The following is a 23967-nucleotide window of genomic DNA, read 5'->3' as shown; positions in this document are numbered from 1 at the left end:
CTTACTGCGGCTGGAAGCCGCTGGTCTGGATGATGCGTTTCCAGACCTGGGTATAGGCCTGCTCGCGCTCGGCCAGCTGTGCGGGCGGCATGTGGCCCACGGTCAGGCCCAGGGCGGTGAGCTGCTCGTGCACATCGGGCTGCTTGAGCACGGTGGCCACGGCGGCGGAGAAGCGGTCGATGAAGGCCTGGGGCGTACCGCGCGGCGCGTAGATGCCGTAGTAGGGCGTGTCCTCGAAGCCCTTGACGCCCTGCTCGGCCAGCGTGGGCACTTCGGGCATGGTGGCCTGGCGGCGCGTGCCCAGCACGCCGATCACGCGCAGCTTGCCGGCCTTGTGGTTTTCCATGAAGTCCTGCACCGAGGCGATGCCGGCCGGAATCTGGTTGCCCAGCATGTCGGCCAGCATGGGCGCGCTGCCCCGGTAGGGCGCGGCCACCAGGTCCAGCCTGTAGTGCTCGCCCAGCAGCCTGACCAGGAATTCCGGCGTGGACGCGGGCGCGGGTATGCCGATGCTGCCGCGCTTTGCGCCCTGGCGCACCCACTCCACATACTCGGCAAGGTTGCGCGCCGGCGTGTTGGCGGAGACAGCCAGCGCGTTCACGAAGGTGGCAAAGCCGGCCACGGGAACGAAGTCATGGCCAGGGTCGAAACCCGGCTTCTTCACCACCTGGGGCAGGATGGAGATGGTGTGGTCGTGCGTGAGGAACAGCGTGTGGCCATCGGCCGCAGCCGCCTTGAGCTGCTGCGCCGCGATCTGCCCGCCCGCGCCGGGGCGGTTGTCCACCAGCACCGTTGTGCCCAGCACGTCCTTGAGCCGGTCGGCCAGCAGGCGTGCGATGGCATCCGTGCCGCCGCCCGGCGGAAAGCCCACCAGGATGCGGATGGCCTGCCCGGGCTGTGCCCAGGCCAGCGGAGCCAGGGCCGACGAGGCGGCAACGGCAGTCACTGCGCCGGCGGCGCGCAGCGCCCCGGTCAGCAGTTGGCGGCGGGAGGATGTCATGGCGCGGCTCCGGCGAACGGGGGGATCAGCCCAGGCGTGCGTTCAGGCGTGCATTCAAGCGCGCCTGGTGGCCTGCGAGCTGCTTGCGCACCTGGGCCGGCGCCGTGCCGCCCAGGGTGTTGCGCGCATTGAGCGAGCCTTCCAGGCTGAGCGCCTCGAAGACATCGGCCTCGATGCCGGGGTTGAAGGCCTGCAGTTCGGCCAGCGGCAGCTCGGTCAGGTCCACGCCCTTTTGCGAGGCCAGCTTGACGGCATGGGCCACGGTCTCGTGCGCGTCGCGGAAGGGCAGGCCCTTCTTGACCAGGTAGTCGGCCAGGTCGGTGGCCGTGGCGTAGCCCTTGAGCGCGGCGGCGCGCATGGCTTCGGCGTTGACGGTGATGCCGCCCTTCTTGCCGCCCGTGGCCGGGTCGGCCTGGCCGCCGATCATCTCGGCGAAGATGCGCAGCGTGTCCTTCAGGGTGTCCACCGTGTCGAACAGCGGCTCCTTGTCTTCCTGGTTGTCCTTGTTGTAGGCCAGGGGCTGGCCCTTCATCAGGGTGATCAGGCCCATCAAGTGGCCGACCACGCGGCCGGTCTTGCCGCGTGCCAGTTCGGGCACGTCGGGGTTCTTCTTCTGCGGCATGATCGACGAGCCGGTGGTGAAGCGGTCGGCGATGCGGATGAAGCCGAAGTTCTGGCTCATCCAGATGATCAGCTCTTCGGACAGGCGGCTCACGTGCACCATGCACAGGCTGGCGGCCGAGGTGAATTCGATGGCGAAGTCGCGGTCGCTGACGCCGTCCAGCGAGTTCTGGCAGACGCCTTCCATGCCCAGGGTGCGGGCCACGCGCTCGCGGTCCAGCGGGTAGGTGGTGCCGGCCAGGGCGGCGCTGCCCAGCGGCAGCACGTTGACGCGGCGGCGCAGGTCCAGCATGCGCTCGGCGTCGCGCTTGAACATTTCCACATAGGCCAGCAGGTGGTGGGCAAAGCTCACGGGCTGGGCCACCTGCAGGTGGGTGAAGCCGGGCAGGATCACGTCCACGTTCTTCTCGGCCACTTCGACCAGGGACAGCTGCAGCTCGCCGAGCAGGCCTTCGATGAGGTCGATCTCGCCGCGCAGCCACAGGCGCACGTCGGTGGCCACCTGGTCATTGCGGCTGCGGCCCGTGTGCAGGCGCTTGCCGGCGTCGCCGACCAGCTGGGTCAGGCGGGCCTCGATGTTCAGGTGCACGTCTTCCAAGTCGAGCTTCCACTCGAACTGGCCGGACTCGATTTCCTGCGTGATCTGCGCCATGCCCTTGCGGATGGACTCGTGGTCGGCGGCGGCGATGATGCCCTGGGCCGCCAGCATCTCGGCATGCGCCAGGCTGCCCGTGATGTCGGCCTGCCACAGGCGCTTGTCGAAGAACACGCTGGAGGTATAGCGCTTGACCAGATCGCTCATCGGCTCTTCAAAGAGAGCGGACCAGGCCTGGGCCTTGGTGTCGAGCTGGTTGTGCGAGGCGGACGTTGGTTGATTGGCAGACATGTGAGGACGCGATCTTCGATTAGGCGGTGCAGGCGGCGGGCGGCACGCCCCCCGCGCGGGCAGGAAGCGAAGATTCTATCGACCTGGGCGGCGCCACGCCCGTGCAGGGGCCTGCATGGGCGGTGTGACCGCTGTGCAGGCCCGCCCGGCATGACCATAATCCGGGCATGCGGCGCGAACCCCACCCGCCGAAACACTACCTGCCGCCCCTTGCCGACCCAGCCGACCGCCACCACCGCCCCGCCGCCCCTGCCTGCGGCGCTGGTCTTCGACGCCTGCAACGTCGGCGTGGTACTGCGCGCCGTGCTCTTCGTGCAGGCCGTGGCGGCCACGGCTGCGATGTTCGGCGCCGACTCGCTGCTGCAGTGGCTGGAGAACATGGCCCTGCTGACCGGCGCCAGCCTGCCCGGCACCCTGGTCTGGCTGGTGGCGGCCTGCCTGCTCAAGCATCCGCTGCAGCGCCTGCCGTCCACCGGGCAGTACGCAGCCGGCGTGCTGCTGGGCATGGCGGCCGGGCTGTATGCCTGCGCCATGCTGCAACTGGCCGGCGGCACCAGCGCCCCCTGGCTGGCCAGCGCCATGTCCGGCGGACTGCTGGCGGCCCTGCTGGTGGCCGCCCTGGTGCTGCGCGCACGCGGCCACACCCCCGCCGACACGCAGGCGCGGCTGGCCGAGCTGCAGTCGCGCATACGTCCGCATTTCCTGTTCAACACGCTCAACAGCGCCATCGCCCTGGTGCGCGCCGAGCCCGCCAAGGCCGAGGCCCTGCTGGAAGACCTCAGCGACCTGTTCCGCTACGCGCTGGCCGAGCCGCACAGCACGACCACGCTGGCCGAGGAGATCGAGCTGGCCCAGCGCTACCTGGCCATCGAGCAGGTGCGCTTCGGCGAACGGCTGCAGGTGCGCTGGCAACTGGACCCTGCCGCCCACGGCGCCCTGCTGCCGCCGCTGCTGCTGCAGCCGCTGGTGGAAAACGCCATACGCCATGGCGTGGAGCCCAGCGCACGCGGCGGCAAGCTGCAGGTGCGCACCGAGCGCCGTGGCGATCTGGTGGAGGTGCGCATCACCAACACCCTGCCCACCGAGATCGATTCCGCCAGCGCAGCTGGCACGCGCGGCAACGGCATTGCGCTGGCCAATGTGCGCGCCCGGCTGTCGCTGCTGCACGACCTGCAGGCCCACCTCACGGCGCGCACGCTCAAGGGCCATTTCGTGGTGCGCATCAGCCTGCCGCTGGCTGCGCCTGCCAGCCACCCCACGAAGGCCGTATCGAAGAAGAAGGACCATGCACATCCTGATCGTTGACGACGAAGCCCTGGCCCGCGCGCGACTGCGCACCCTGCTGGCCGATGTGGAAGCCTGCACGGGCACCGGCCCGCACCAGGTCAGTGAAGCGGCAGACGCGCGCCAGGCCATGGCCGTGCTGCAGGCGCCGGGCCCGCGCGCCGTGGAACTGGCGCTGCTGGACATCCACATGCCGGGCCAGGACGGCCTGGCCCTGGCGCACGCACTGCGCCGCCTGCCGCTGCCGCCTGCCGTGGTCTTCGTCACCGCCCATGCCGGCCATGCGGTCGAGGCCTTCGACCTGGACGCCGCCGACTACCTGACCAAGCCCGTGCGCCGCGAGCGCCTGCAGCAGGCCCTGGCCAAGGCCGCACGCACGGCGGTGCACCAGACGGCCGAGCGCGACAGCGGCCCCGTGCTGCTGATACAGGACCGGGGCACCACCGTGCGCCTGCCCCTGTCCGAAGTGCTCTACCTCAAGGCCGAACAGAAATACGTGACCGTGCGCACCGTGGGCCGCAGCTACATCCTCGACGGCGCCCTGGCCGACCTGGAGACCCGCCACGCCGACCACCTGCTGCGCGTGCACCGCAACGCGCTGGTGGCCCGCAGCGCCCTGCGCGCCCTGGAACGCCACGACGACCCCACCGAAGGCGAAGGCTGGGCCCTGCGCCTGCACGGCATCCCCGAACTGCTCATGGTCTCCCGCCGCCAGCTCCCCCAGGTCCGCGCCGCCATCCGCGACGAAGGACAGCCCGGCTGACGATGAAAGGCAGAGGACAGCGCTCTGCGCCAGAAAGCGCGCCCTCAAAACAAGCACGGCCCACCTCAGAGACACCGAGGAAGGGCCTATGCCGGCCGCGCCGCCCCGCACCGAGGGTGTCGTCCCCCTCCCCCGCGAAGCGGGTAGAGAGGCGCCGTGCAACGGGGGGAAGGCGCGTAAGCGCCTCAGGGGGCTACATCTTTCTAGACAAATCCCACATCGCATCCACCAGCAGATCGACGTCCCGCGCGTCATGCCACAGGTGCGTGGAGACGCGCACGCCGTAGTGGTCTGCCGCCGCGCCGATCACGGGGAAGTTGGAGTTGCGGATCACAAAGCCCTGCGGATAGTCGCTGAGCATGCGCGCCACGAAGGTCGATGACTTGGTCCCGTTCATCACGTCGTCCTTGTTCTGGAACGGGTTGAAGCAGGTCAGCGCCGACAGCAGCTTGGGATCGTCCTTGGGCGAGTACAGCGAGTCCACGCCCCAGCGCTCGACGATCTTTTCCTTGAGGTAGGACGACAGCGTCAGGTCATAGGTCTCGATCTTCTTGCGGCCGATGCTGTCCCACTGCGCGCAGGCCTGGGCCAGCGCCATGAACATGGGCGTGTGCACGCTGCCGCAGGAGGTGACCGAGGCGGCGATGTCGTAGGTCTCCTTGGCCGTGGTCGTACGCTCCAGCGCCGGGTAGGCGCTGGTGTGCACCGGGTACCACTTGGGCAGGGGCAGCGGGTTGGAGGCGCGCATCTTGTTGCGGATGATGAGGATGCCCGTCGAGCCCGGGCCGCACTGCCACTTGTGGCCCGCGCCGGACATGAAGTCCATGCCCAGCTCCGCATAGTTGTAGGCCATCATGCCCGGCAGATGGGCGCCGTCCACGATGCTGATCAGGCCATGCGCCTTGACCACGCCCATCAGGTCGGCAATGGGCAGCATGGTGCCGGTCTTGTAGGTGGGGGAGGACCACATCATGGCGCGCACGCGCTTGCCCTGGGCCTTGAGCGCACGGATGCGCTCGTCGAACAGGTTCACGTAGGTGGCGGCCGTCTGGTTGTTGCCCACGGGCAGCGCAATGCGCGAGACCTCGATGCCGTAGCGGTCCTGCGCGATCTTCAGCGGCGTGTCGCCGCCGCCGTGCTCGTGGTTGGTGGTGACCACCACGTCGCCGCGCTGCCAGTCGATGCCCAGGATGGCATGGCACATGCCTGAGGAGGTGTTGGCCGAGAAGGCCAGTTCGTCGGCATCCACGCCAAAGCCCGGCGCCACCTGCTTGCGCAGGTCCAGCAGGTTGCTGTAGCCGTTGCCCGAGTCGGCGGCCTTCTTGCGGTTTTCGGTATCGAACACATCGAGCACCAGCTTGGGCATGGAGCCGGCCGTGCCGATGTTCATGTAGGTCTTCTCGGGCTTGAGGATGAACATGCTCTGCACGTCGGTCCAGAAGGCCTCGTCGCGCATGAGCTGCTCGCGCAGCGCGGCGGCCGAGGTCTGGGCGTTGCCGCTGCCGCAGGCGGCCAGCAGCGGGCCCAGCGTGGCGGCGCCGGTGCCGTAGCCCAGCATGCGCAGGAAGTCGCGGCGCTTGGAAGTCCAGCGCGCGGGATAGCCGGATTCGCCGGCGGCCGCAGTGGCGGTCAGGGATGTGGCCTGCTCGGCCGCGATCTGGGGGTGTCGTGCGTTCATGCGGTCCTCCTGTCGTTGCGCAAGCGGTCAGCGGCGGCCGACGATGGCCGAGATTTCGATCTTCACATCGCGCGGCAGGCGCGCCACTTCCACCGTGGCCCGAGCGGGGGCGCCGGTCTTGAAGTACTCGCCATAGACCTTGTTCATGGCGGCGAACTCGTTGAGGTCCTTCATGAAGACCGAGGTCGAGAGCACATCCTCATAGCCCAGTCCCTGGGACTTGAGCTTGGCGCCGATGTGGTCCAGCACGGCGCGCGTCTGCTCTTCGATGGTGGCGCCCTGGATGGCCGTGCCCTGTGCGTTCAGCGGCAGCACGCCCGAGAAGTAGATGGTGTTGCCATGCGCCACCATCTGCGAGTACGGGCCGATGGCCGGGTAGATCTGCGTGGTGGACAGCACCTCGCGCTTGTTGGGCGCAGCGCAACCCACCAGCGCCGCCGCCGTCACCGCCACCCCGCATGCCAGCGCCATGCGCCCCAGGTTCGTTCGAATATCCATGGTATTGCCCTTCTCAAACAAAAATACAAGCTGCCACTGCCGTGCCACGCATTACTGCATTGGCGTTATGGAAACACTTTGTCACCATTAACCCAGTCCTCAGAGGTGACCTGAATCATCGATACAAAATGATTCGAATTCGTGATTTCACGGAGAAATTCTAGGCAGAGATCTGGAGCATTCGATAATGAATTTTCCCCTACGCACCACTACGCACACGGACCCACGCAGTGCTACGCAGCCCTTCAACACTCTTTGAAAACAATGGTTTGGCACGGAATCTGCTCAACAACAAGCAGCACATCAGGCATCAGAGGGACGGCGCACCACAATACGGCAAAACGATTATCCAAAACCCCAAAAAGGGGAGTACGCACCAAGAAAATGCATCTCGGATTTCCAGTATCCATGGGATATTGTTTCGCGCCCAAAAACCATTTTCCATGGTGTTTCCCTTGGGATATTCAAACGCCTTTTCACGCGCACGTGAATCTGCGTGGATATACGGGGCGCGCAGGCCATTGGAAAATACAGCGCCTGCCATTCAAAGGCCGCCGCCCTGGCGCTGGCGGCATGCGCGCAAGCCCTGTTGACAAGGCCCGGCCACTGGGCGGAAAAGATCGTCGGTGCACCCCACACAGGCTCCCATGCAACTTCCGCTGAAACTTGCACTTCTGTCGATTGCCGCCATCGCGCTCGCCCTGGGCCTGGTCGCGGCGACCGTGCAGCACCAGACCCTGGAGCTGGCCCACCAGGAACGCGAACTGGTCGAGACCGCCTACCTGCACAGCAAGGAGACGGAGCTGCGCCACTACGTCCAGCTGGCGACCACGGCGCTGACGCGCATCAAGTCCAGCGGCGAGGAGCAATCCGTGCAGCGGCGCCAGGCGCTGGATACGCTGGCGCGCATGCAGTTCGGCGAGGACGGCTACTTCTTTGTCTACGACGAACACGGCAACGTGCTGCTGGATGCGCGCCAGATGGGCCTGTCGGGCGTGGACCTGTGCGATCCCAACAGCCCCGGCGGCGCAGGACCCGCCAGGATCATCCTGGACGCCGCGCGCAGCGGCGGCGGCCTGGTGCGCTACCAGTGGCAAAAACCGTCATCGCTGCGTACCGAAGCCAAGCTCGCCTATGTGGCCACGGTGCCCGAATGGGGCTGGTCGCTGGGCACGGGCCTGTACCTGGACGATGTGGAGCAGGCGCTGCGCCAGATCGACGAAAGCGCCCAGGCCAACATCGCGGCCACGCGCTGGCGCATCTTCGGCATTGCAGCGCTGTGCATCGTGCTCATCGGCGTGGCCGGGTTGGTCTTCAATCTCAGCGATCACCGCGTGTCCAGCAACAAGCTGCAGCGGCTGGCCCAGCGCGTGGTGCATTCGCAGGAAGAGGAACGCACGCGCGTTGCGCGCGACCTGCATGACGGCGTGGTGCAGGTGCTGGTCTCCTCCAAGTTCCTGCTGGAGACGGCCCAGGCACAGCTCAGGCGGCTGGCCGCGCAGGACCCGGCCACGGCCCAGCGCATGGTGGACCAGGGCCTGGAGCAGCTCAATCACGCGCTGGTGGAGATACGGCGTGTCTCTCACGGCCTGCGCCCCGCCCTGCTGGACGACCTGGGCCTGGCCCCTGCCCTGGCGCTGATGAGCCAGCAAATGCAGGCCGAGGACGGCCTGCGCATGCAATTCGGCTGCCGCGGCGAGACGCGCTTTCTGCCGCCCAGCCATGCCACGGCCCTGTTCCGCGTGGCCCAGGAGGCCGTGACGAATGCGCAAAACCATGCCCAGGCCACGCGCATCGATGTCAGCCTGCACTTTCAGCGCCGCCGCGTGGTGCTGCAGGTCAGCGACGACGGCCAGGGCTTCGACATGCGCCGCGTGCAGCGCGACCGCCAGGGCGGCATCGGCCTGCGCAACATGCGCGAGCGCATCGAAGGCCTGGGCGGCCACCTGTCCATCAGTTCGGGGCGCCGCGGCACCCGGCTGGTCGCCGTGCTCTACCGCGATGGCGGCATGCCGCTGTCTCCCTCACCGGAATTCGAACTCCCACGGGCCGCTGCATGAACCCCATGATCCGCATCCTCCTGGTGGACGACCACCCTCTCGTGCGCGACGGCGTGTCCATGCGCCTGCAGGCCACGGACCATATCCGTGTGGTGGGCGAGGCCGCCAGCGTGGACCAGGCCCTGCCGCTGGCCCGCGAGCTGTCGCCCGACCTGGTGGTCACCGACATCCGCATGCCGGGCGCCAGCGGCATCGACCTGGCCGCGCTGTTCCGCGATCAGTTCCCGCTGGTGCGCGTGCTGGTGCTGTCCATGCACGAAGACCCCGAATACGTGCGCCGCGCCGTGGCGCTGGGCGCACGCGGCTATGTGCTCAAGGACGCACCTGCGCAGCAGCTCATCGAGGCCATAGACCGGGTCTACGCCGGCGGCCTGTATTTCAGCCCCGGCCTGCAGCCCGTGGCCGAGGAAGACGGCAGCGCGTCCGGGCCCCGGCGCGCCCTCACGCCGCGCGAGGCCAGCGTGCTGCAGTGGATCTCGGAGGGCCGCTCCAACAAGGAAATCGCCGCGCTCATGGGCACCTCGGTGCGCACCGTGGAAACCCACCGCCTGCACCTGCGCCGCAAGCTGCGCATCGACGGCCATGCGGCCTTCATCAAGTACGCGGTGGATTACGCCGACCTGCTGGGGACGGCACCCCAGGAGGCCCGCGCAGGCTAGGACCCGCGCCTCAGCCTCAACATCAGCCTCAGTGCGCGTGCGCCGCGCGGCTGACCACGGTGACCAGCACGATGCCCAGCATCAGCCAGCCCACCTGGGCCACGGTCTCACGCGCGCTCAGGCGCTTTTGCAGCTGGGGAATCAGGTCGGCCAGCGCCACGTAGATGAAGCTGCTGGAGGCCACGGCCAGGAAGTACGGCAGCAGTTCCTGCAGCTGTCCCACCAGGAAATAGCCGCCAATGCCGCCCAGCGTGGTCACGGCCCCGGCCATGGACACCTTGATCAGCGCCACGCGCCGGTTGGAGCTGGACTGGCGCAGCACCACGATGTCGCCCATGTGGTGCGGCACCTCGTGGGCCAGCACCGACACCGCCGCGATCAGCCCCAGACGCATGTCGGCCATGAAGGCGGAGGCGATCAGCACGCCATCGCCGAAGCAGTGCACGCTGTCGCCGGTCAGCACCGCCCAGCCGCCGTGGCGGTGGCCGTGATGGTGATCATGGGAATGGTCATGGGCGTGGCCCTGGTGATCGTGATGATCGTGGTGATCGTGCTCATGGGCCGGCGGCGCGCCGTGCTCGTGCCCGTGGTGCCACAGCTCGGCCTTGGACAGCAGGAAAAAGAACACCAGGCCCACCAGCAGCGTCACGAACAGGTCATGCGCCCCGGCCTCGCTCTCGAAGGCCTCGGGCAAGAGGTGCATGAAGGCCGTGGCCAGCAGCGCGCCCGCCGCCAGGCTCAACAGCCGCTGCGGCATCATGCCCGGCGAGCGATTACCTCCCAGCCCCATCAACAACGCGGCCACCCAGACGCTGCCAATACCGGCGGCCAGGGTGGCCAGAATGATTGCTACCAATGTCATAGCGATTTGTGCTTCAACCGTATGCCCTTGCAGGCGAAACCCGCGAATTCTCGCAGAAAGACAGGCCCCATCGCAGCCGTGGCCTGCGATCCCATGAAGGAAGCAGGCCACGGTGTCGGGCGCCCTCGGTTTCAGCCTACAGAAGCTGTCAAGCCCCCCCTGCGCGAATAAAGTTGAAAGCTAGTCAGCAATACCTTAAAAACTGGCGCGTCCTCACACCAGGGACACCGAGGAAGGGCCGCCCCGCACCGAGGGTGTCGTCCCCCTCCCGCGAAGCGAGAGAGGGGGAAGCGGCGCAGCCGCTCAGGGGGTCACCCCATGCTTATTGAACCAGGCCAGCATTTTTTGCCAACCGTCGCGCGCAGCCTGCTCGCGGTAGCTGGGCCGGTAGTCGGCATGGAAGGCGTGTGGTGCCTCCGGGTAGATCACGAACTCCGAGGCCTTGGCCGCTGCAGAGCCCTGCTTGAGCGCCTCGCGCATGCGCTCCACGGATTCCAGCGGAATGCCCGTGTCCTGCCCGCCATACAGGCCCAGCACCGGCGCCTTGAGGCTGGAGACCAGCTCCAGCGGATGGCGTGGCTGCAGCGCGGTCTTGGCGCCTTCCAGCCGGCCGTACCAGGCCACGCCGGCCTTGACCGGGCCATGGGCCGCATACAGCCAGGTGATGCGGCCACCCCAGCAAAAGCCCGTGATGGCCACGCGCGCCGTATCGCCGCCCTGGGTGCCGGCCCATTGCACGGCGCCGTCCAGGTCGGCCATGACCTGCTCGTCGGGCACCTTGGAGACCAGCTCGCTCATGAGCTTGGCGATGTCGGTATAGGTCTTGGGGTCGCCCTGGCGCGCGTACAGATCGGGGGCAATGGCCAGGTAGCCGGCACGCGCCAGGCGGCGGCAGGTGTCGGCAATGTATTCGTGCACGCCGAAGATCTCGGAGATCACCAGCACCACGGGCACATTCTTCTTGCCCGCGGGCGCGGCGCGGTAGGCCGGCACCTTGAAGCCGTTCACGGTGAAATGCACCTCGCCGGCCGTCAGGCCGTCGGCCGGCGTGGAGATGGCGGTCTGCGCCATGAGCGGCGTGGCCGCTGCGGCATAGCCCAGGCCCAGGGCCGTCTGCAATGCCAGGCGCCGCGTGGGCCCCTCTTCGCTGCTGCGCCCCGGAACCAGGGCCTTCAGGTCTTGCTGCTGATCATCACGCATGCATCTCTCCTTGGTGGTGGTTGAGAACCGGCCAAGTCTACGATGCCTGCGTGAAGCTCAATGCGCCTTGTCCCAGTTGGGTCCCAGGCCCACCTCGGCGAGCAGCGGCACCTTCAGGTCGGCCACGCCGGCCATCAGGCGCGGGATCTCGGTGCGTACCCAGTCCGACTCGCCTTCGGGCAGCTCGAACACCAGTTCATCGTGCACCTGCATGATGACGCGGACCTCGGACTGTCTGGCATCGAGCTCGGCCTGCACCGCCACCATGGCCTTCTTGATCAGGTCGGCCGCCGTGCCCTGCATGGGCGCGTTGATGGCCTGGCGTTCGGCCGCCTTCTTGCGCGGGCCGCTGCCGCCGTTGATGTCCACCAGGTACAGGCGGCGGCCGAAGACGGTTTCCACGTAGCCGTGGTCGCGCGCGAATTCCACCGTCTCGTCCATGTAGCGCTTGACGCCCGGATAGCGCTGGAAATAGCGGTCGATGTAGGCGGCGGCGGCCTTGGTCTCTATGCCCAGGTTCTTGGCCAGGCCAAAGCTGCTCATGCCGTAGATCAGCCCGAAGTTGATGACCTTGGCATAGCGGCGCTGCTCGCTGCTGACCTGCTCCAGCTCCACGTTGAAGACTTCCGATGCCGTGGCACGGTGCACGTCGCGGCCTTCGTGGAAGGCGCGCAGCAGGGACTCGTCACCCGACAGGTGGGCCATGATGCGCAGCTCGATCTGCGAGTAGTCGGCGCTGGCGATCACATGGCCGGGCGCGGCAATGAAGGCCTCGCGCACGCGCCGGCCTTCGGGCGTGCGGATGGGGATGTTCTGCAGGTTGGGGTCGTTGCTGGACAGGCGCCCCGTCACGGCCACGGCCTGGGCGTAGTGCGTGTGCACGCGGCCCGTGCGCGGCAGCGCCAGCTGGGCCAGCTTGTCGGTATAGGTGCCCTTGAGCTTGGACAGGCTGCGGTGTTCCAGCAGCTTGGCGGGCAGCGGATAGTCCTCGGCCAGCTTCTCCAGCACCTCTTCGTCGGTGCTGCGTGCGCCGGTGGCCGTCTTCTTGACCACGGGCATGCCCAGCTTGTCGAAGAAGATTTCGCCCAGCTGCTTGGGGCTGGCCAGGTTGAAGGGCTGGCCCGCGATGTCGTAGGCCTCCTGCTCCAGCTGCACGATGCGCTGGCCCAGGTCGTTGCTCTGCCTGGCCAGCGTGGCGGCATCGATGAGCACGCCGTTGCGCTCTATGCGGAACAGGGCCTCGCTGGTGGCGATCTCCAGCTCGTAGACGCCGCGCAGGCCGTCGTTGGCCTGCAGCTGCGGCCACAGCACGCGGTGCACGTCCAGGGTCTGGTCGGCATCCTCGCAGGCATAGGCGGCAGCCTTGTCCACGGGCACCTGGGCGAACGGGATCTGGTGGGCGCCCTTGCCGCACAGGTCTTCATAGCTGATGCCCGTGCGGTTGGTGTGGCGCAGCGCCAGGCTGGCCAGCCCGTGCGGGCGGTGCACTTCCAGCACATAGCTTTGCAGCATGGTGTCGTGCACATAGCCCTGCACCTCGATGCCGGCATTGGCGAAGACATGGCGGTCGTACTTGACGTGCTGGCCCAGCTTGGGCCGGGCCGCATCCTCCAGCCAGGGCTTGAGGCGCTGCAGCACTTCGTCGGCCGGCAGTTGCTCGGGCGCGTCGGGGCCGGCATGGCGCAGGGGGATGTAGGCAGCGGCGCCGGGCTCCACGCTCAGCGAGATGCCCACGATCTCGGCACGCATCTCGTCCAGCGAGGTGGTTTCGGTATCCAGGGCCGTGAGTTCGGCGGCGTTGATCTTGGCCAGCCACTGGTCGAACGCTTCCCAGGTCAGCACCACGTCATAGTCCAGCGGGCGCTGCTGGACGGCCTCGGCCTCGGTGGTGGCGTCGTCGGATTCGGCCTGCTCCTGGGCAAACATGTCGCCCGTGGACTGGTCGGCACGCGGCTTGGCCGCTGGCTTGCGGCCGGCCTTGACGGCTTCCAGCGCATCGGGCTCGGGCGCGGCACCGCCGAGCATGCGCGCCAGGCCCTTGAAGCCGTAACGCTCATAGAAGTCGCGCAGCGGCGCGGTATCGGGCTCGCGCGGCGCCAGCGCGTCGAGCACCGGCAGGGTGGGCACTTCGGCGCTCAGGTCGCAGTCGGTCTTCATGGTGACCAACTGGCGGCTCAGCGCCAGCTGGCCCGAGGCGATGGCATCGCGCAGGTTCTGGCCGGCCACGCCCTTGATGCCGTCGGCCGCAGCAATCAGGCCGTCGAGCGAGCCGTGTTCGGCCAGCCACTTGACGGCCGTCTTGGGGCCCACCTTGGACACGCCGGGCACGTTGTCCACGGCATCGCCGACCAGGGCCTGGTAGTCGATCATCTGCGTGGGCGGCACGCCGAACTCGGCCGTCACGCCGGCCACGTCGCGGCGCTTGCCGCTCATGGTGTCCATCACCATGATGTGGGAGTCCACCAGCTGGGACAGGTCCTTGTCGCCACTGGAGATGACCACGTTCACGCCCTGGGCGGCGGCCGTCTTGGCCAGGGTGCCGATCACGTCGTCGGCCTCCACGCCCTGGATGGCCAGCACGGGCCAGCCCAGCAGGCGGACCACTTCATGGATGGGCTCGATCTGCGAGCGCAGATCGTCGGGCATGGGCGAGCGGTGCGCCTTGTATTCGGGGTAGAGCGTGTCGCGGAAGGTGGGTCCGCTGGTATCGAACACGCAGACGGCGTAGTCGGCCGCCACTTCCTTCCTGATCGCCTGGAGCATGTTGATCATGCCGCGGATGGCGCCCGTGGCGGGGCTTTCCGGGTTGCCGGGCTCGGCGCGCAGGTCCGGCATGGCGTGGTAGGCGCGGTAGAGGTAGCTGGAGCCGTCGATCAGCACCAGGGTCTTGGAATTGCTCATGCGCCGATTGTGCACGCGCCGGCAGGGTGACAGGGCGGGACAGCGCCCGCTGCAAGTTCTACAATGGAGCCTATGCGCGCCGCTCCACTTTTCATCTTCCTGACCCTGGCCGCCAGCTCCGTGCTGGCCCAGAACCCCACGCCTGCCCCGGCTGCCTCCACCGCTCCTGCGGCGGCGACCGAGCAGACCGCGCCGGACACGGCCAAGCCCGAGGGCCGCGACCGAACCAATCAGCGCGTGGAACACATCCATGTGGAAGATGGCGGCAGCCGCGTTGACGAGCTGCGCGTGGGCGGCCAGACCCGCAGCATCACCGTGCAGCCCAAGGTCGGCGACATGCCTTCGTATGAAGTGCAGTCCAACGATGGCGCCCGTTCCTCGCGCAACCGCGGCGATGGCGACGGCACCAACGGCACGCGCGTCTGGAACCTCAAGAAGTTCTGATCCTCACCGGACTGTCCGGGCCCCCGGCCCGGCGGCATCCCAGGGGGCAGCACCTGACGGCGCTGCCCTCTTTCCATATCTGACGACAACGATTTCCGCCGAGCCGTGCTGGCCGGCAATGCAAACATGGCCGTTTTCACCGAAGTCTCCGACAAAGATGCGCGCGAGCTCCTGCGCCGCATGTCCCTGGGTTCCTTCAAGGAGCTGCGCGGCATCCAGGGCGGCATAGAGAACACCAACTACTTTCTCACCACTGAACAGGGCGAGTGGGTGCTGACGCTGTTCGAGCGCCTGACGGCCGAGCAACTGCCCTTCTACCTGTACCTGATGAAGCACCTGGCGCAGGCCGGCATTCCCGTGCCCGACCCGCAGGCCGAGACCCGCAGCGGCGACATCCTGCTGAGCGTGTGCGGCAAGCCGGCCTCCATCGTCAACCGCCTGCCCGGCAAGAGCGAGCTGGCGCCCCAGCCCGCGCACTGCGCCGCCGTGGGCGAGATGCTGGCGCGCATGCACCTGGCCGGACGCGACTACGATCGCCAGCAGCCCAATCTGCGCAGCCTGCCCTGGTGGAACGAGACCGTGCCCACGGTCATCCCGCACATAGACGCCCCCACGGCCGACCTGCTGCGCTCCGAGCTGGCCTTCCAGAACCATGTGGCCGCCTCGCCCGCCTATGCGGCGCTGCCGCGCGGCCCCGTGCACGCCGACCTGTTCCGCGACAACGTGATGTTCGATGGCGAGCGCCTGACCGGCTTCTTCGACTTCTACTTCGCAGGCGTGGACAGCTGGCTGTTCGACCTGGCCGTGTGCCTCAACGACTGGTGCATCGAACACGCCACCGGCGCCCATGACGCCACCAAGGCCAGGGCCATGATTGATGCCTACCAGTCGGTACACCCCCTGACCGCCGCCGAGCGCGAGCTGTTCAACCCCATGCTGCGCGCGGGTGCGCTGCGCTTTTGGATTTCCCGCCTGTGGGATTTTCACCTGCCGCGCGAGGCCTCCATGCTCGTTCCCCACGACCCCACCCATTTCGAGCGCGTGCTGCGCCAGCGCCTGGCCCACCCGGTGGCGCTGGACTGACGTCCGAAGGCCGCCACAGCGCGGCCGACAGAGGGCTTTGCGGTCCACGGGCCGCGCGTCCTCGGGTACAGTCCCCGTTCGGGCGCCAGCGGCGCGGCCCATGCCAGAGGCCATGCCCCATCCAGGCGCCCCGACTTCCTCACCCCATGAAACTTCTCATCGTTCCCGCCCGTACCGGCCTGCAATGGGTGCAGCAGGGCATCCGCACCTTCCGCCAGCAGCCGCTGGCACTGGCGGCGCTGTTCTTTCTGTCGATGGCGGCCATGTCGCTGGTCACGGTGCTGCCGCTGATCGGCCCCGTGATCGCGTTGGGCCTGCTGCCTGCCACCTCGCTGGCCATGATGGTGGCGGCGGCCGAGGCATCGCACGGGCGTGCGCCCACGCCGGCCCTGCTGCTGGTGGCCTTTCGCACCGGGCGCCAGCGCCTGAACTCCATGCTCACGCTGGGCGCCATGTATGCGGCAGGCTTCCTGCTGATCATGGGCCTGTCCATGCTGGTGGACGACGGCCAGTTTGCCAACGTCTACCTGGGCGGCGAGCCGCTGACGCGCGAGATCGCCGAGTCGCCCGACTTCCAGGCCGCCATGTGGCTGAGCATGGGCCTGTACCTGCCGCTGTCCCTGCTGTTCTGGCACGCGCCGGGGCTGGTGCACTGGCACAACGTGCCCCCGGTCAAGGCCGTGTTCTTCAGCCTGGTGGCCTGCGTGCGCAACATCGGCGCGCTGGTGGTCTTCGGCCTGAGCTGGATGGGCGTGTTCATCGTGGCCGGCATCGTGATGGCACTGATCTCGGCCGTGCTGGCCCAGGTGCTGGGCAGCATTGCCAATGGCCTGATGATCGGCACGGCCATGCTGCTGGCCGCCATGTTCTTCACCTCCATCGTCTTCACCTTCCGTGACTGCTTTGCAGCGCCCGATGAAAGCGATGGCAGCGACGCCATCGGCACCGAGCCGCCTGCGCCGCCCGGACTGTCCGGCTGAGCGCTTCGCCACTGCACCCCCACAAGCCCCTTTCAAGGGGCTTTTTCTTTGGACCTTTCTTCGGGCCCTTCTTCGGACCCTTCTCCGCGCCTCTTCTTTGGCTTTTTTGACGGGCCGTATCGCCTGGCACCCCTCGCCTGGCGGCTGTCATATGACGCTGTCACGGTTCCGTCATGCGGATGCCATTGCTCTGTCACACCGGCTGCCTAGCATGCCGTGCGGATGTCAAGCCAGCGAGTGCGCGGCGGCATCCCGGCCCATCCCGCCCCCGATGGGTTGACGCTGACAAACCCATAACGGAAGCCCCATGTCCCAATCCACGATGCTCTCCCGCCGCAAGGCGCTGCAATTCCTGACCGGCGCCCCCCTGCTGCCGCTCGGCTCCGCCGTGTCCGCCACCGGCCTGCTGACCGCCTGCGGCGGCGGTGACGACGGCCCTGCGAAGAACTATGTGGCAGCCAGCTTCACCTCCATGGCAGCGCCCACGCTGGCCAACCCCCAGGCCATGGCCAAGATGACCGTGGCCTCGCAGCTCAAGGTGCAGTTCAGCGACAACAGCGAGCAGAGCTTCGACCTGGGCTACCAGCCCTTCTTCGTGACCGGCGATGAAGTGCCGGACGGCAAGGGCGGCAAGATCTTGGCCGGCGGCTACTACGACATCAACAACAACAAGATCATCGACCGCACCGTGGCCGGCAGCGAGCGCCACTTCTTCTCCGATTCGCCCGACGGCACCTCGCTGCTGACCGTGCCCAATGCCAAGGTGGACGGCGTCAAGGGCAAGCCCGTGTTCGCCGTGGTGCAGTTCGAATACACCACCTGGGCGCAGGACGGCAAGACCGACATGTACGGCAAGCTGCCCTCGCCCATCGCCGTGCTGACGCTGGACCAGGACCAGACCACCGGCAAGCTCAGCCTGGTCAAGTACCACAACGTGGACACCTCCAAGGTGCACGGCCTGTGGATCACCTGCGGCGCCAGCCTGTCGCCCTGGGGCACCCATCTGTCCAGCGAAGAGTACGAGCCCGACGCCTTCGCCACCGGCAATGCCCAGCTGCTGGCCTTCAGCCAGAACCTGTATGGCGACCAGAACAAGGCCAACCCCTACCACTACGGCCACATGCCCGAAGTGACGGTCAACGTGGACGGCACGGCCAGCATCAAGAAGCATTTCTGCATGGGCCGCATCTCGCACGAGCTGGTCCAGGTCATGCCCGACCAGCGCACGGCGCTGATGGGCGACGACGCCACCAACAGCGGCTACTTCGTCTTCGTGGCCGACAAGGAAAAGGACCTGTCCTCGGGTTCGCTGTACGTGGCCAAGGTGGGCGCGGGCTTCTCCATCGACCCCGCATCGGGCAGCGCCGCCGCGCTGACCTGGATCAAGCTGGGCTCGGCCACCAGCGCCGAGATCGAGCAGCTGGCCAACACGCTCAAGCCCACGGACATCATGACCGTGGCCAAGACCGATCCGGGCGACGCCAGCTACACCAAGATCACGGCCAACGGCAAGGTCGAGTGGATCAAGATCAACCCCGGCATGGACAAGGCTGCCGCCTTCCTGGAAACCCACCGCTACGCCGCCTTCAAGGGCGCAAGCATGGGCTTCACCAAGATGGAAGGCACGACCGTCAACGCCAAGGACAAGGTGGCCTACTCGGCCCTGCAGAACTGCGAAAAGTCCATGGTGGCCGGTGATGCGCTGAACGTGGCCGGCAACGGCGTGTCCATCCCCAAGCAGCTCAAGGCCGGCGCCGTGATGGCACTGAACCTGCGCGGCGGCCAGAAGGACACGGCAGGCGCCGCCATCAACAGCGAATGGATGCCCGTGGACACCAAGGCCCTGCTGGCCGGCGAGGACATCAGCGCCGACGCGCTGGGCAACACCGGCAACCCGAACAAGATCTGCAACCCCGACAACCTCAAGTTCTCGGAGAAGATGCGCACCCTGTTCATCGGCGAGGACAGCGGCCAGCACGTGAACAACTTCCTGTGGGCCTACAACATCGACACCAAGCAGCTGTCGCGCCTGATGTCGATTCCCGCCGGCGGCGAATCCACCGGCCTGCATGCCGTGGACGAGATCAACGGCTGGACCTACATCATGAGCAACTTCCAGCACGCCGGTGACTGGGGCGCCATCCACAACGTGGTCAAGCCCACGCTGGACCCGCTGATCAGCGCCAACTATCGCGGCAAGTTCGGCGCCGCCGTCGGCTACCTGACGGGCACCGCTGCCCAGCCCAAGCTGTCGGCCTGACCGCCGCCATAGCGCCCCGTCGCCCCGCCGCCCTGCGGCGCGTGGCGCCGCCACACAAAGGCCATGGATTTCCATGGCCTTTTTGCATGTCTGCGCCGCAATTGCATGGATGTCATGAATCCGACTCCTGGCGTGCAAAACAAGAGTCATTCTCACCTGATCGCTATAATTTCTGATGCATTGCGGCGTCGCTCGCCCGCCATCGCACCATCTTCAGCCCCGCCGGATCACGCCCCTCAAGGCCCGGCAGGCGCACGCAGAGCCACACCACAGGAGAGACTCCATGACCGAACCTTCCCGCATCCTTCGCAGCACCGCCGCCGCATGGCTGGCCGCCGCCGCCGCACTGGCGGTGCCGGCCGCGCATGCCGACTATCTCTGGCTGCAGCAGGACGCAGGACAGGCCCGGGCCTATGCCGGAGAGCTGCGCAAGCCGCTGCAACAGCTGCCGGCCCTGGAAGACGCCAAGCAGGTCCTGCCCGACGGCAAGAGCCTTCCCCTGAAGGCCGACGCCAATCATTTCACCGCGGACGCAGGCCAGGGCGATGTGCGCATCGCCGCCACGCGCCCCGGCGCCAATGGCGTGCTGACCTATTACCAGGCCCGTTTCGGCCGCAACGACACCAAGGCCGTGAACGACCTGGAGCTGGTGCCCACCACGGCGGGAGGCGATACGTTCCAGCTGGTGTTCAAGGGCCGCAAGGTCGCGGCCAGCCAGGTCAACGTGCAGACCAGCGAGGGCTGGTACCGCACGCTCACGCCATCGCAGGACGGCACGGTGAGCTTCAAGCCCTATTTCCCGGGCCTGTACGTGCTGGAGGTGACGGCGCGCGTGGACAACGGCTCGGTCACGCTGGACGGCAAGAAGTACACCGACGTGCGCCACACCACGACGCTGAGCTTCGAAGTCAAGCCCTGAGCGCCGGGCGCGGCAGCCCGCGCCTCACTCCACGACCGTGAGCTTGGCAATGGACAGCGCCAGCCACTTCGTGCCGTGGCGGCCAAAGCTGACCTGGGCGCGCGCGTCGTCGCCCGTGCCTTCCAGGGCCAGCACCTTGCCTTCGCCGAACTTGTTGTGGAACACGTTCAGGCCCACGCGCAGGCCGTGGCCCGGAGCGGCCTTTTGCGGCGGCACGGGAGGGCTGGCGAAGACCTCGCTGCGCCAGCCTTCGGCCTTGTTGCCGAAGCCGCCGCGATCGCGTGAACCATAGCCGCCACCACCGCCGCCACCGGGGCGGGGCGCGTAGCTGCCAAAGCCGCCCTGCTTGGGGGTGATCCACTTGAGCGCCTCATCGGGCAGCTCATCGAAGAAGCGGCTCTTGACGTTGTAGCGCGTCTGCCCGTGCAGCATGCGCGTCTGCGAATGGCTCAGGTACAGGCGCTTGCGCGCGCGGGTGATGGCCACATAGGCCAGGCGGCGCTCTTCCTCCAGGCCGCCGCGGTCCATCATGGCGTTCTCATGTGGGAACAGGCCCTCTTCCACGCCGCCGATGAAGACGGCGTCGAACTCCAGCCCCTTGGAGGCATGCACGGTCATCAGTTGCACGGCGTCCTGGCCGGCCTGGGCCTGGTTGTCGCCAGCCTCCAGCGCCGCGTGCGTCAGGAAGGCGGCCAGCGGCGACAGTGTCTCGCCGGTATCGGCATCGACCATGCCGGCCACGGTGCCGGCCGGCGGCGTGAGCGGCGTGTCCAGCAGCGGCAGCGCAGGGTCCAGGCCCTGGCTGGCCGGGCTTTGCGTCAGCGCCCTGGCGCCGTCGTGCTCGTCCAGCGGCAGGGCCACGGCATCGCGGCCAAAGCCTTCCTGGGTGACAAAGCTCTCGGCCGCGTTCACGAGTTCCTGCAGGTTCTCGATGCGGTCGGCGCCTTCCTTTTCGTTGCGGTAGTGCTCGAGCAGGCCGCTTTCTTCCTCGATGGCCTCGATGATCTCGCGCAGCGTGCGGCCCTGGGTCTGCTCGCGCAGCACGTCGATCTTGGCGACAAAGCCTGCGAGCTTGGTGCCCGGCGCGCCCGGCACCGCCGAGACGGCATCGTGCAGCGAGCAGCCCGCGCTGCGCGCCGCGTCCTGCAGCGTCTCCACGCTGCGCGCGCCGATGCCGCGCGGCGGGAAGTTCACCACGCGCAGAAAGCTGGTGTCGTCGTGCGGGTTCTCCAGCAGGCGCAGGTAGGCCAGCGCATGCTTGATTTCGGCGCGCTCGAAAAAGCGCAGCCCGCCGTACACGCGGTAGGGAATGGCGGCATTGAACAGCTGCGATTCGATCACCCGGCTTTGCGCATTGCTGCGGTAGAGCACGGCGATTTCCTGGCGCTGCCAGCCGTCCTTTTTCACGAGCTGCTGGATTTCCTCGACCATCCACTGCGCCTCGGCCATGTCCGTGGGCGCTTCGTAGATGCGCACGGGCTCGCCCGGGCCCTGGGTGGTGCGCAGGTTCTTGCCCAGGCGCTGGCTGTTGTGGCTGATGAGCGCGTTGGCGCAGTCGAGGATGTTGCTGTAGGAGCGGTAGTTCTGCTCCAGCTTGATCTGCTGGCGCACGTCGAACTCGCGCACGAAGTCCTGCATGTTGCCCACGCGCGCACCGCGAAAGGCGTAGATGCTCTGGTCGTCGTCGCCCACTGCGATCACGCTGCCCGTGGCCTGCAGGCGGCCATCCACCATGTCGCCCGCCAGCTGCTTGAGCCACTGGTACTGCAGCTTGTTGGTGTCCTGGAACTCGTCGACCATGATGTGGCGAAAGCGCCGCTGGTAGTGGGCGCGCAGCGCGGCGTCGTCGCGCAGCAGCTCATAGGAGCGCAGCATCAGCTCGCCGAAATCGACCACGCCCTCGCGCTGGCACTGCTCCTCGTAGAGCTGGTAGATCTCGACCTTCTTGCGCGTGTCCGGGTCATTGGCCACCACGTCGCCGGGGCGCATGCCCTCTTCCTTGCAGCCGGCAATGAAGTACTGCAGCTGCTTGGGCGGAAAGCGCTCGTCGTCCACGTTGAACTGCTTGCACAGGCGCTTGACGGCCGACAGCTGGTCCTGCGTGTCCAGGATCTGGAAGGTGGACGACAGCTTTGCCGCCTGGTGGTGGGCGCGCAGCAGCCGGTTGCACAGGCCGTGGAAGGTGCCGATCCACATGCCGCGCACGTTGTAGGGCAGCATGGCCGACAGGCGGGCCAGCATTTCCTTGGCCGCCTTGTTGGTGAAGGTCACGGCCAGGATGGAGCCCGGCGTGGCCTGGCCCGTCTGCAGCAGCCAGGCGATGCGCGTGGTCAGCACCCGCGTCTTGCCCGAGCCCGCGCCGGCCAGGATCAGCGCGTGGCCGGCCGGAAGCGTGACGGCAGCGAGCTGCTCCTCATTGAGGTGGGTCAGCAAAGGGGAGTTGGGGGCGGGCGCGGCACCGGAGGCGCCGTCGAGCAGATCGATCGGGAACATCCTGGCATTGTAGAAAGCACCTCGCTCCCCAGGGAAACCGATGCCGCATTTCCCGCAATCGGCCCGAAATCTACCCGCGATCTGGCCGCAATAGGCCCGCGCAGCGCGCCCTTGCAGGTTCATAACGCCATCCCTATAACCGCTATATCGACAGGGTGCCCAGGCCCGTCGCCGGCAACGTATAGAATCAATCACCGGGCCCAAGTTTCTTGCGGTCCGGTTTTTTGTGCCCGGGCCACAGCCGCCCTGGCGACGCGGCCCGCCCGCGCCGCCCGCAAGACCGGCCTCCAAGCCAAGCGCCCCATCGCGGAGGGATGTTCCTGCCGCGACCTTTCATGGAGCTTGGAATCAAATGGAAATCTTCGACTACGACAACATCCTGCTGCTGCCGCGCAAGTGCCGCGTGGAAAGCCGCTCGGAGTGTGATGCCAGCGTGGAGCTGGGCGGTCGGTCCTTCCGCATCCCGGCCGTGCCGGCCAACATGAAGACGGTGGTGGATGAGAGCATCTGCACCTGGCTGGCCCAGAACGGCTACTTCTATGTGATGCACCGCTTTGACCTGGACAACGTGCAGTTCGTGCGCGAGATGCAGGGCAAGGGCTGCTTCGCCTCCATTTCGCTGGGCGTCAAGAAGCCCGACTACGACACCGTGGACCGCTTCGTCGCCGAAGGCCTGTGCCCCGAATACATCACCATCGACATCGCCCACGGCCATGCCGACAGCGTGAAGAACATGATCGGCTACCTCAAGGAAAAGCTGCCCAAGTCCTTCGTGATCGCCGGCAACGTGGGCACGCCCGAAGCCGTGATCGACCTGGAGAACTGGGGCGCTGACGCCACCAAGGTCGGCATCGGCCCCGGCAAGGTCTGCATCACCAAGCTCAAGACGGGCTTTGGCACGGGGGGCTGGCAGCTGTCGGCGCTCAAGTGGTGCGCGCGCGTGGCGACCAAGCCCATCATTGCCGATGGCGGCATCCGCAGCCACGGCGACATCGCCAAGAGCGTGCGCTTTGGCGCCACCATGGTGATGATCGGCTCGCTGTTCGCGGGCCACGAGGAATCGCCGGGCCAGACCGTCGAGGAAAACGGCCAACGCTTCAAGGAGTACTACGGCTCGGCCTCGGACTTCAACAAGGGCGAGTACAAGCACGTGGAGGGCAAGCGCATCCTCGAGCCCGTCAAGGGCCTTCTGGCCAACACCCTGATCGAGATGGAGCAGGACGTGCAAAGCTCGATCAGCTACTCCGGCGGCAAGAAGCTGATGGACATCCGCAAGGTCAACTACGTGATCCTGGGCGGTGACAACGCAGGCGAACATCTGCTGATGTAAGCGCGCTGCGCGCCAGCACCCCAAAGGCGGCCTCGGCCGCCTTTTT

18 protein-coding genes are annotated in these 23967 nt (G+C 67.3%); 10 read left to right on the top strand and 8 right to left on the bottom strand.

The window, feature by feature from the left end; translation table 11 throughout:
* Window position 1: 1 nt before the first annotated feature.
* Window positions 2-1000, bottom strand: coding sequence for a Bug family tripartite tricarboxylate transporter substrate binding protein (locus ACUTR7_RS23495; protein ID WP_099732953.1), 999 nt, complete (start codon window positions 998-1000; stop codon window positions 2-4).
* 25 nt (window positions 1001-1025) lie between these two features.
* Window positions 1026-2507 carry an argininosuccinate lyase gene (gene argH / locus ACUTR7_RS23490; RefSeq protein WP_012207114.1) on the bottom strand — a complete coding sequence of 494 codons (1482 nt, stop codon included), beginning with the start codon at window positions 2505-2507 and terminating at the stop codon, window positions 1026-1028.
* A 150-nt stretch (window positions 2508-2657) separates the two neighbouring features.
* Between argH and ACUTR7_RS23485 the strand changes: the two genes are divergently transcribed.
* Both ACUTR7_RS23485 and ACUTR7_RS23480 read left to right on the top strand, forming a co-directional pair.
* Window positions 2658-3812, top strand: a complete 1155-nt coding sequence (locus ACUTR7_RS23485) for a sensor histidine kinase (protein WP_445609924.1) — start codon at window positions 2658-2660, stop codon at window positions 3810-3812.
* Window positions 3793-4554 carry a LytR/AlgR family response regulator transcription factor gene (locus tag ACUTR7_RS23480; RefSeq protein WP_012207116.1) on the top strand — a complete coding sequence of 254 codons (762 nt, stop codon included), beginning with the start codon at window positions 3793-3795 and terminating at the stop codon, window positions 4552-4554. Before ACUTR7_RS23485 ends, ACUTR7_RS23480 begins: the two co-directional genes overlap by 20 nt.
* 193 nt (window positions 4555-4747) lie before the next feature.
* Here the strand turns inward: ACUTR7_RS23480 and ACUTR7_RS23475 are convergent, their stop codons facing one another.
* A complete protein-coding gene (locus tag ACUTR7_RS23475) occupies window positions 4748-6232 on the bottom strand; it encodes an aminotransferase class V-fold PLP-dependent enzyme (RefSeq protein WP_088163943.1) in 1485 nt (494 codons plus the stop codon).
* 27 nt (window positions 6233-6259) lie between these two features.
* Window positions 6260-6730, bottom strand: coding sequence for a Rid family detoxifying hydrolase (locus tag ACUTR7_RS23470; RefSeq protein WP_012207118.1), 471 nt, complete (start codon window positions 6728-6730; stop codon window positions 6260-6262).
* A 647-nt stretch (window positions 6731-7377) separates the two neighbouring features.
* On the opposite strand from ACUTR7_RS23470, the gene ACUTR7_RS23465 reads away from it, so the two are divergent.
* Both ACUTR7_RS23465 and ACUTR7_RS23460 read left to right on the top strand, forming a co-directional pair.
* The gene (locus tag ACUTR7_RS23465; protein WP_071956669.1) at window positions 7378-8790 is read left to right on the top strand and encodes a cache domain-containing protein; all 1413 of its coding nucleotides are present in this window, start codon (window positions 7378-7380) and stop codon (window positions 8788-8790) included.
* Window positions 8787-9449 carry a response regulator gene (locus ACUTR7_RS23460; protein WP_097201526.1) on the top strand — a complete coding sequence of 221 codons (663 nt, stop codon included), beginning with the start codon at window positions 8787-8789 and terminating at the stop codon, window positions 9447-9449. Before ACUTR7_RS23465 ends, ACUTR7_RS23460 begins: the two co-directional genes overlap by 4 nt.
* Window positions 9450-9477: 28 nt before the next feature.
* Here ACUTR7_RS23460 and ACUTR7_RS23455 read toward each other — a convergent pair whose 3' ends face one another.
* From ACUTR7_RS23455 to polA, 3 genes are all read right to left on the bottom strand, one after another.
* Window positions 9478-10311, bottom strand: a complete 834-nt coding sequence (locus ACUTR7_RS23455; RefSeq protein WP_445609923.1) for a ZIP family metal transporter — start codon at window positions 10309-10311, stop codon at window positions 9478-9480.
* 303 nt (window positions 10312-10614) lie between these two features.
* Window positions 10615-11511: a dienelactone hydrolase family protein gene (locus ACUTR7_RS23450; protein WP_043825097.1), complete on the bottom strand. Its 897-nt coding sequence runs from the start codon at window positions 11509-11511 to the stop codon at window positions 10615-10617.
* A gap of 57 nt (window positions 11512-11568) precedes the next feature.
* Window positions 11569-14412: a DNA polymerase I gene (polA, locus tag ACUTR7_RS23445; protein WP_063328164.1), complete on the bottom strand. Its 2844-nt coding sequence runs from the start codon at window positions 14410-14412 to the stop codon at window positions 11569-11571.
* A 72-nt stretch (window positions 14413-14484) separates the two neighbouring features.
* Here polA and ACUTR7_RS23440 point away from each other — a divergent pair, with 72 nt between their 5' ends.
* The 5 genes from ACUTR7_RS23440 to ACUTR7_RS23420 all read left to right on the top strand — a co-directional run bounded on the left by ACUTR7_RS23440 (window position 14485) and on the right by ACUTR7_RS23420 (window position 20098).
* Window positions 14485-14856: a hypothetical protein gene (locus ACUTR7_RS23440; RefSeq protein ID WP_013800945.1), complete on the top strand. Its 372-nt coding sequence runs from the start codon at window positions 14485-14487 to the stop codon at window positions 14854-14856.
* A gap of 126 nt (window positions 14857-14982) precedes the next feature.
* Window positions 14983-15939, top strand: a complete 957-nt coding sequence (locus ACUTR7_RS23435; RefSeq protein ID WP_445609922.1) for a homoserine kinase — start codon at window positions 14983-14985, stop codon at window positions 15937-15939.
* A 146-nt stretch (window positions 15940-16085) separates the two neighbouring features.
* Window positions 16086-16919 (top strand): BPSS1780 family membrane protein, encoded by an 834-nt coding sequence (locus ACUTR7_RS23430; protein WP_012207126.1) that lies wholly within the window; start codon window positions 16086-16088, stop codon window positions 16917-16919.
* A gap of 307 nt (window positions 16920-17226) precedes the next feature.
* Window positions 17227-19179, top strand: a complete 1953-nt coding sequence (locus tag ACUTR7_RS23425) for a PhoX family protein (protein ID WP_445609921.1) — start codon at window positions 17227-17229, stop codon at window positions 19177-19179.
* A gap of 283 nt (window positions 19180-19462) precedes the next feature.
* Window positions 19463-20098 (top strand): hypothetical protein, encoded by a 636-nt coding sequence (locus ACUTR7_RS23420; protein ID WP_445609920.1) that lies wholly within the window; start codon window positions 19463-19465, stop codon window positions 20096-20098.
* A 24-nt stretch (window positions 20099-20122) separates the two neighbouring features.
* Here ACUTR7_RS23420 and ACUTR7_RS23415 read toward each other — a convergent pair whose 3' ends face one another.
* On the bottom strand, window positions 20123-22591 hold the full coding sequence (locus ACUTR7_RS23415; protein ID WP_071956674.1) for a UvrD-helicase domain-containing protein: 2469 nt from the start codon (window positions 22589-22591) through the stop codon (window positions 20123-20125).
* Between the two features lie 352 nt (window positions 22592-22943).
* Between ACUTR7_RS23415 and ACUTR7_RS23410 the strand changes: the two genes are divergently transcribed.
* Window positions 22944-23921, top strand: a complete 978-nt coding sequence (locus ACUTR7_RS23410; RefSeq protein WP_013800939.1) for a GMP reductase — start codon at window positions 22944-22946, stop codon at window positions 23919-23921.
* Window positions 23922-23967 lie beyond the last annotated feature (46 nt).

It is taken from the genome of Delftia sp. NA_296.1 (genome assembly GCF_052692095.1).
The sequence above is the reverse complement of the archived record's forward strand: the minus strand, read 5'-3'. Positions and strand labels throughout refer to the sequence as shown.

Excerpts from the sequence above, each read along its gene's own strand:
- ACUTR7_RS23495 (WP_099732953.1), bottom strand. The coding sequence starts at position 1,000 with ATGACATCCTCCCGCCGCCAACTGCTGACCGGGGCGCTGCGCGCCGCC.
- argH (WP_012207114.1), bottom strand. The coding sequence starts at position 2,507 with ATGTCTGCCAATCAACCAACGTCCGCCTCGCACAACCAGCTCGACACC.
- ACUTR7_RS23485 (WP_445609924.1), top strand. The coding sequence starts at position 2,658 with ATGACCATAATCCGGGCATGCGGCGCGAACCCCACCCGCCGAAACACT.
- ACUTR7_RS23480 (WP_012207116.1), top strand. The coding sequence starts at position 3,793 with ATGCACATCCTGATCGTTGACGACGAAGCCCTGGCCCGCGCGCGACTG.
- ACUTR7_RS23475 (WP_088163943.1), bottom strand. The coding sequence starts at position 6,232 with ATGAACGCACGACACCCCCAGATCGCGGCCGAGCAGGCCACATCCCTG.
- ACUTR7_RS23470 (WP_012207118.1), bottom strand. The coding sequence starts at position 6,730 with ATGGATATTCGAACGAACCTGGGGCGCATGGCGCTGGCATGCGGGGTG.
- ACUTR7_RS23465 (WP_071956669.1), top strand. The coding sequence starts at position 7,378 with ATGCAACTTCCGCTGAAACTTGCACTTCTGTCGATTGCCGCCATCGCG.
- ACUTR7_RS23460 (WP_097201526.1), top strand. The coding sequence starts at position 8,787 with ATGAACCCCATGATCCGCATCCTCCTGGTGGACGACCACCCTCTCGTG.
- ACUTR7_RS23455 (WP_445609923.1), bottom strand. The coding sequence starts at position 10,311 with ATGACATTGGTAGCAATCATTCTGGCCACCCTGGCCGCCGGTATTGGC.
- ACUTR7_RS23450 (WP_043825097.1), bottom strand. The coding sequence starts at position 11,511 with ATGCGTGATGATCAGCAGCAAGACCTGAAGGCCCTGGTTCCGGGGCGC.
- polA (WP_063328164.1), bottom strand. The coding sequence starts at position 14,412 with ATGAGCAATTCCAAGACCCTGGTGCTGATCGACGGCTCCAGCTACCTC.
- ACUTR7_RS23440 (WP_013800945.1), top strand. The coding sequence starts at position 14,485 with ATGCGCGCCGCTCCACTTTTCATCTTCCTGACCCTGGCCGCCAGCTCC.
- ACUTR7_RS23435 (WP_445609922.1), top strand. The coding sequence starts at position 14,983 with ATGGCCGTTTTCACCGAAGTCTCCGACAAAGATGCGCGCGAGCTCCTG.
- ACUTR7_RS23430 (WP_012207126.1), top strand. The coding sequence starts at position 16,086 with ATGAAACTTCTCATCGTTCCCGCCCGTACCGGCCTGCAATGGGTGCAG.
- ACUTR7_RS23425 (WP_445609921.1), top strand. The coding sequence starts at position 17,227 with ATGTCCCAATCCACGATGCTCTCCCGCCGCAAGGCGCTGCAATTCCTG.
- ACUTR7_RS23420 (WP_445609920.1), top strand. The coding sequence starts at position 19,463 with ATGACCGAACCTTCCCGCATCCTTCGCAGCACCGCCGCCGCATGGCTG.
- ACUTR7_RS23415 (WP_071956674.1), bottom strand. The coding sequence starts at position 22,591 with ATGTTCCCGATCGATCTGCTCGACGGCGCCTCCGGTGCCGCGCCCGCC.
- ACUTR7_RS23410 (WP_013800939.1), top strand. The coding sequence starts at position 22,944 with ATGGAAATCTTCGACTACGACAACATCCTGCTGCTGCCGCGCAAGTGC.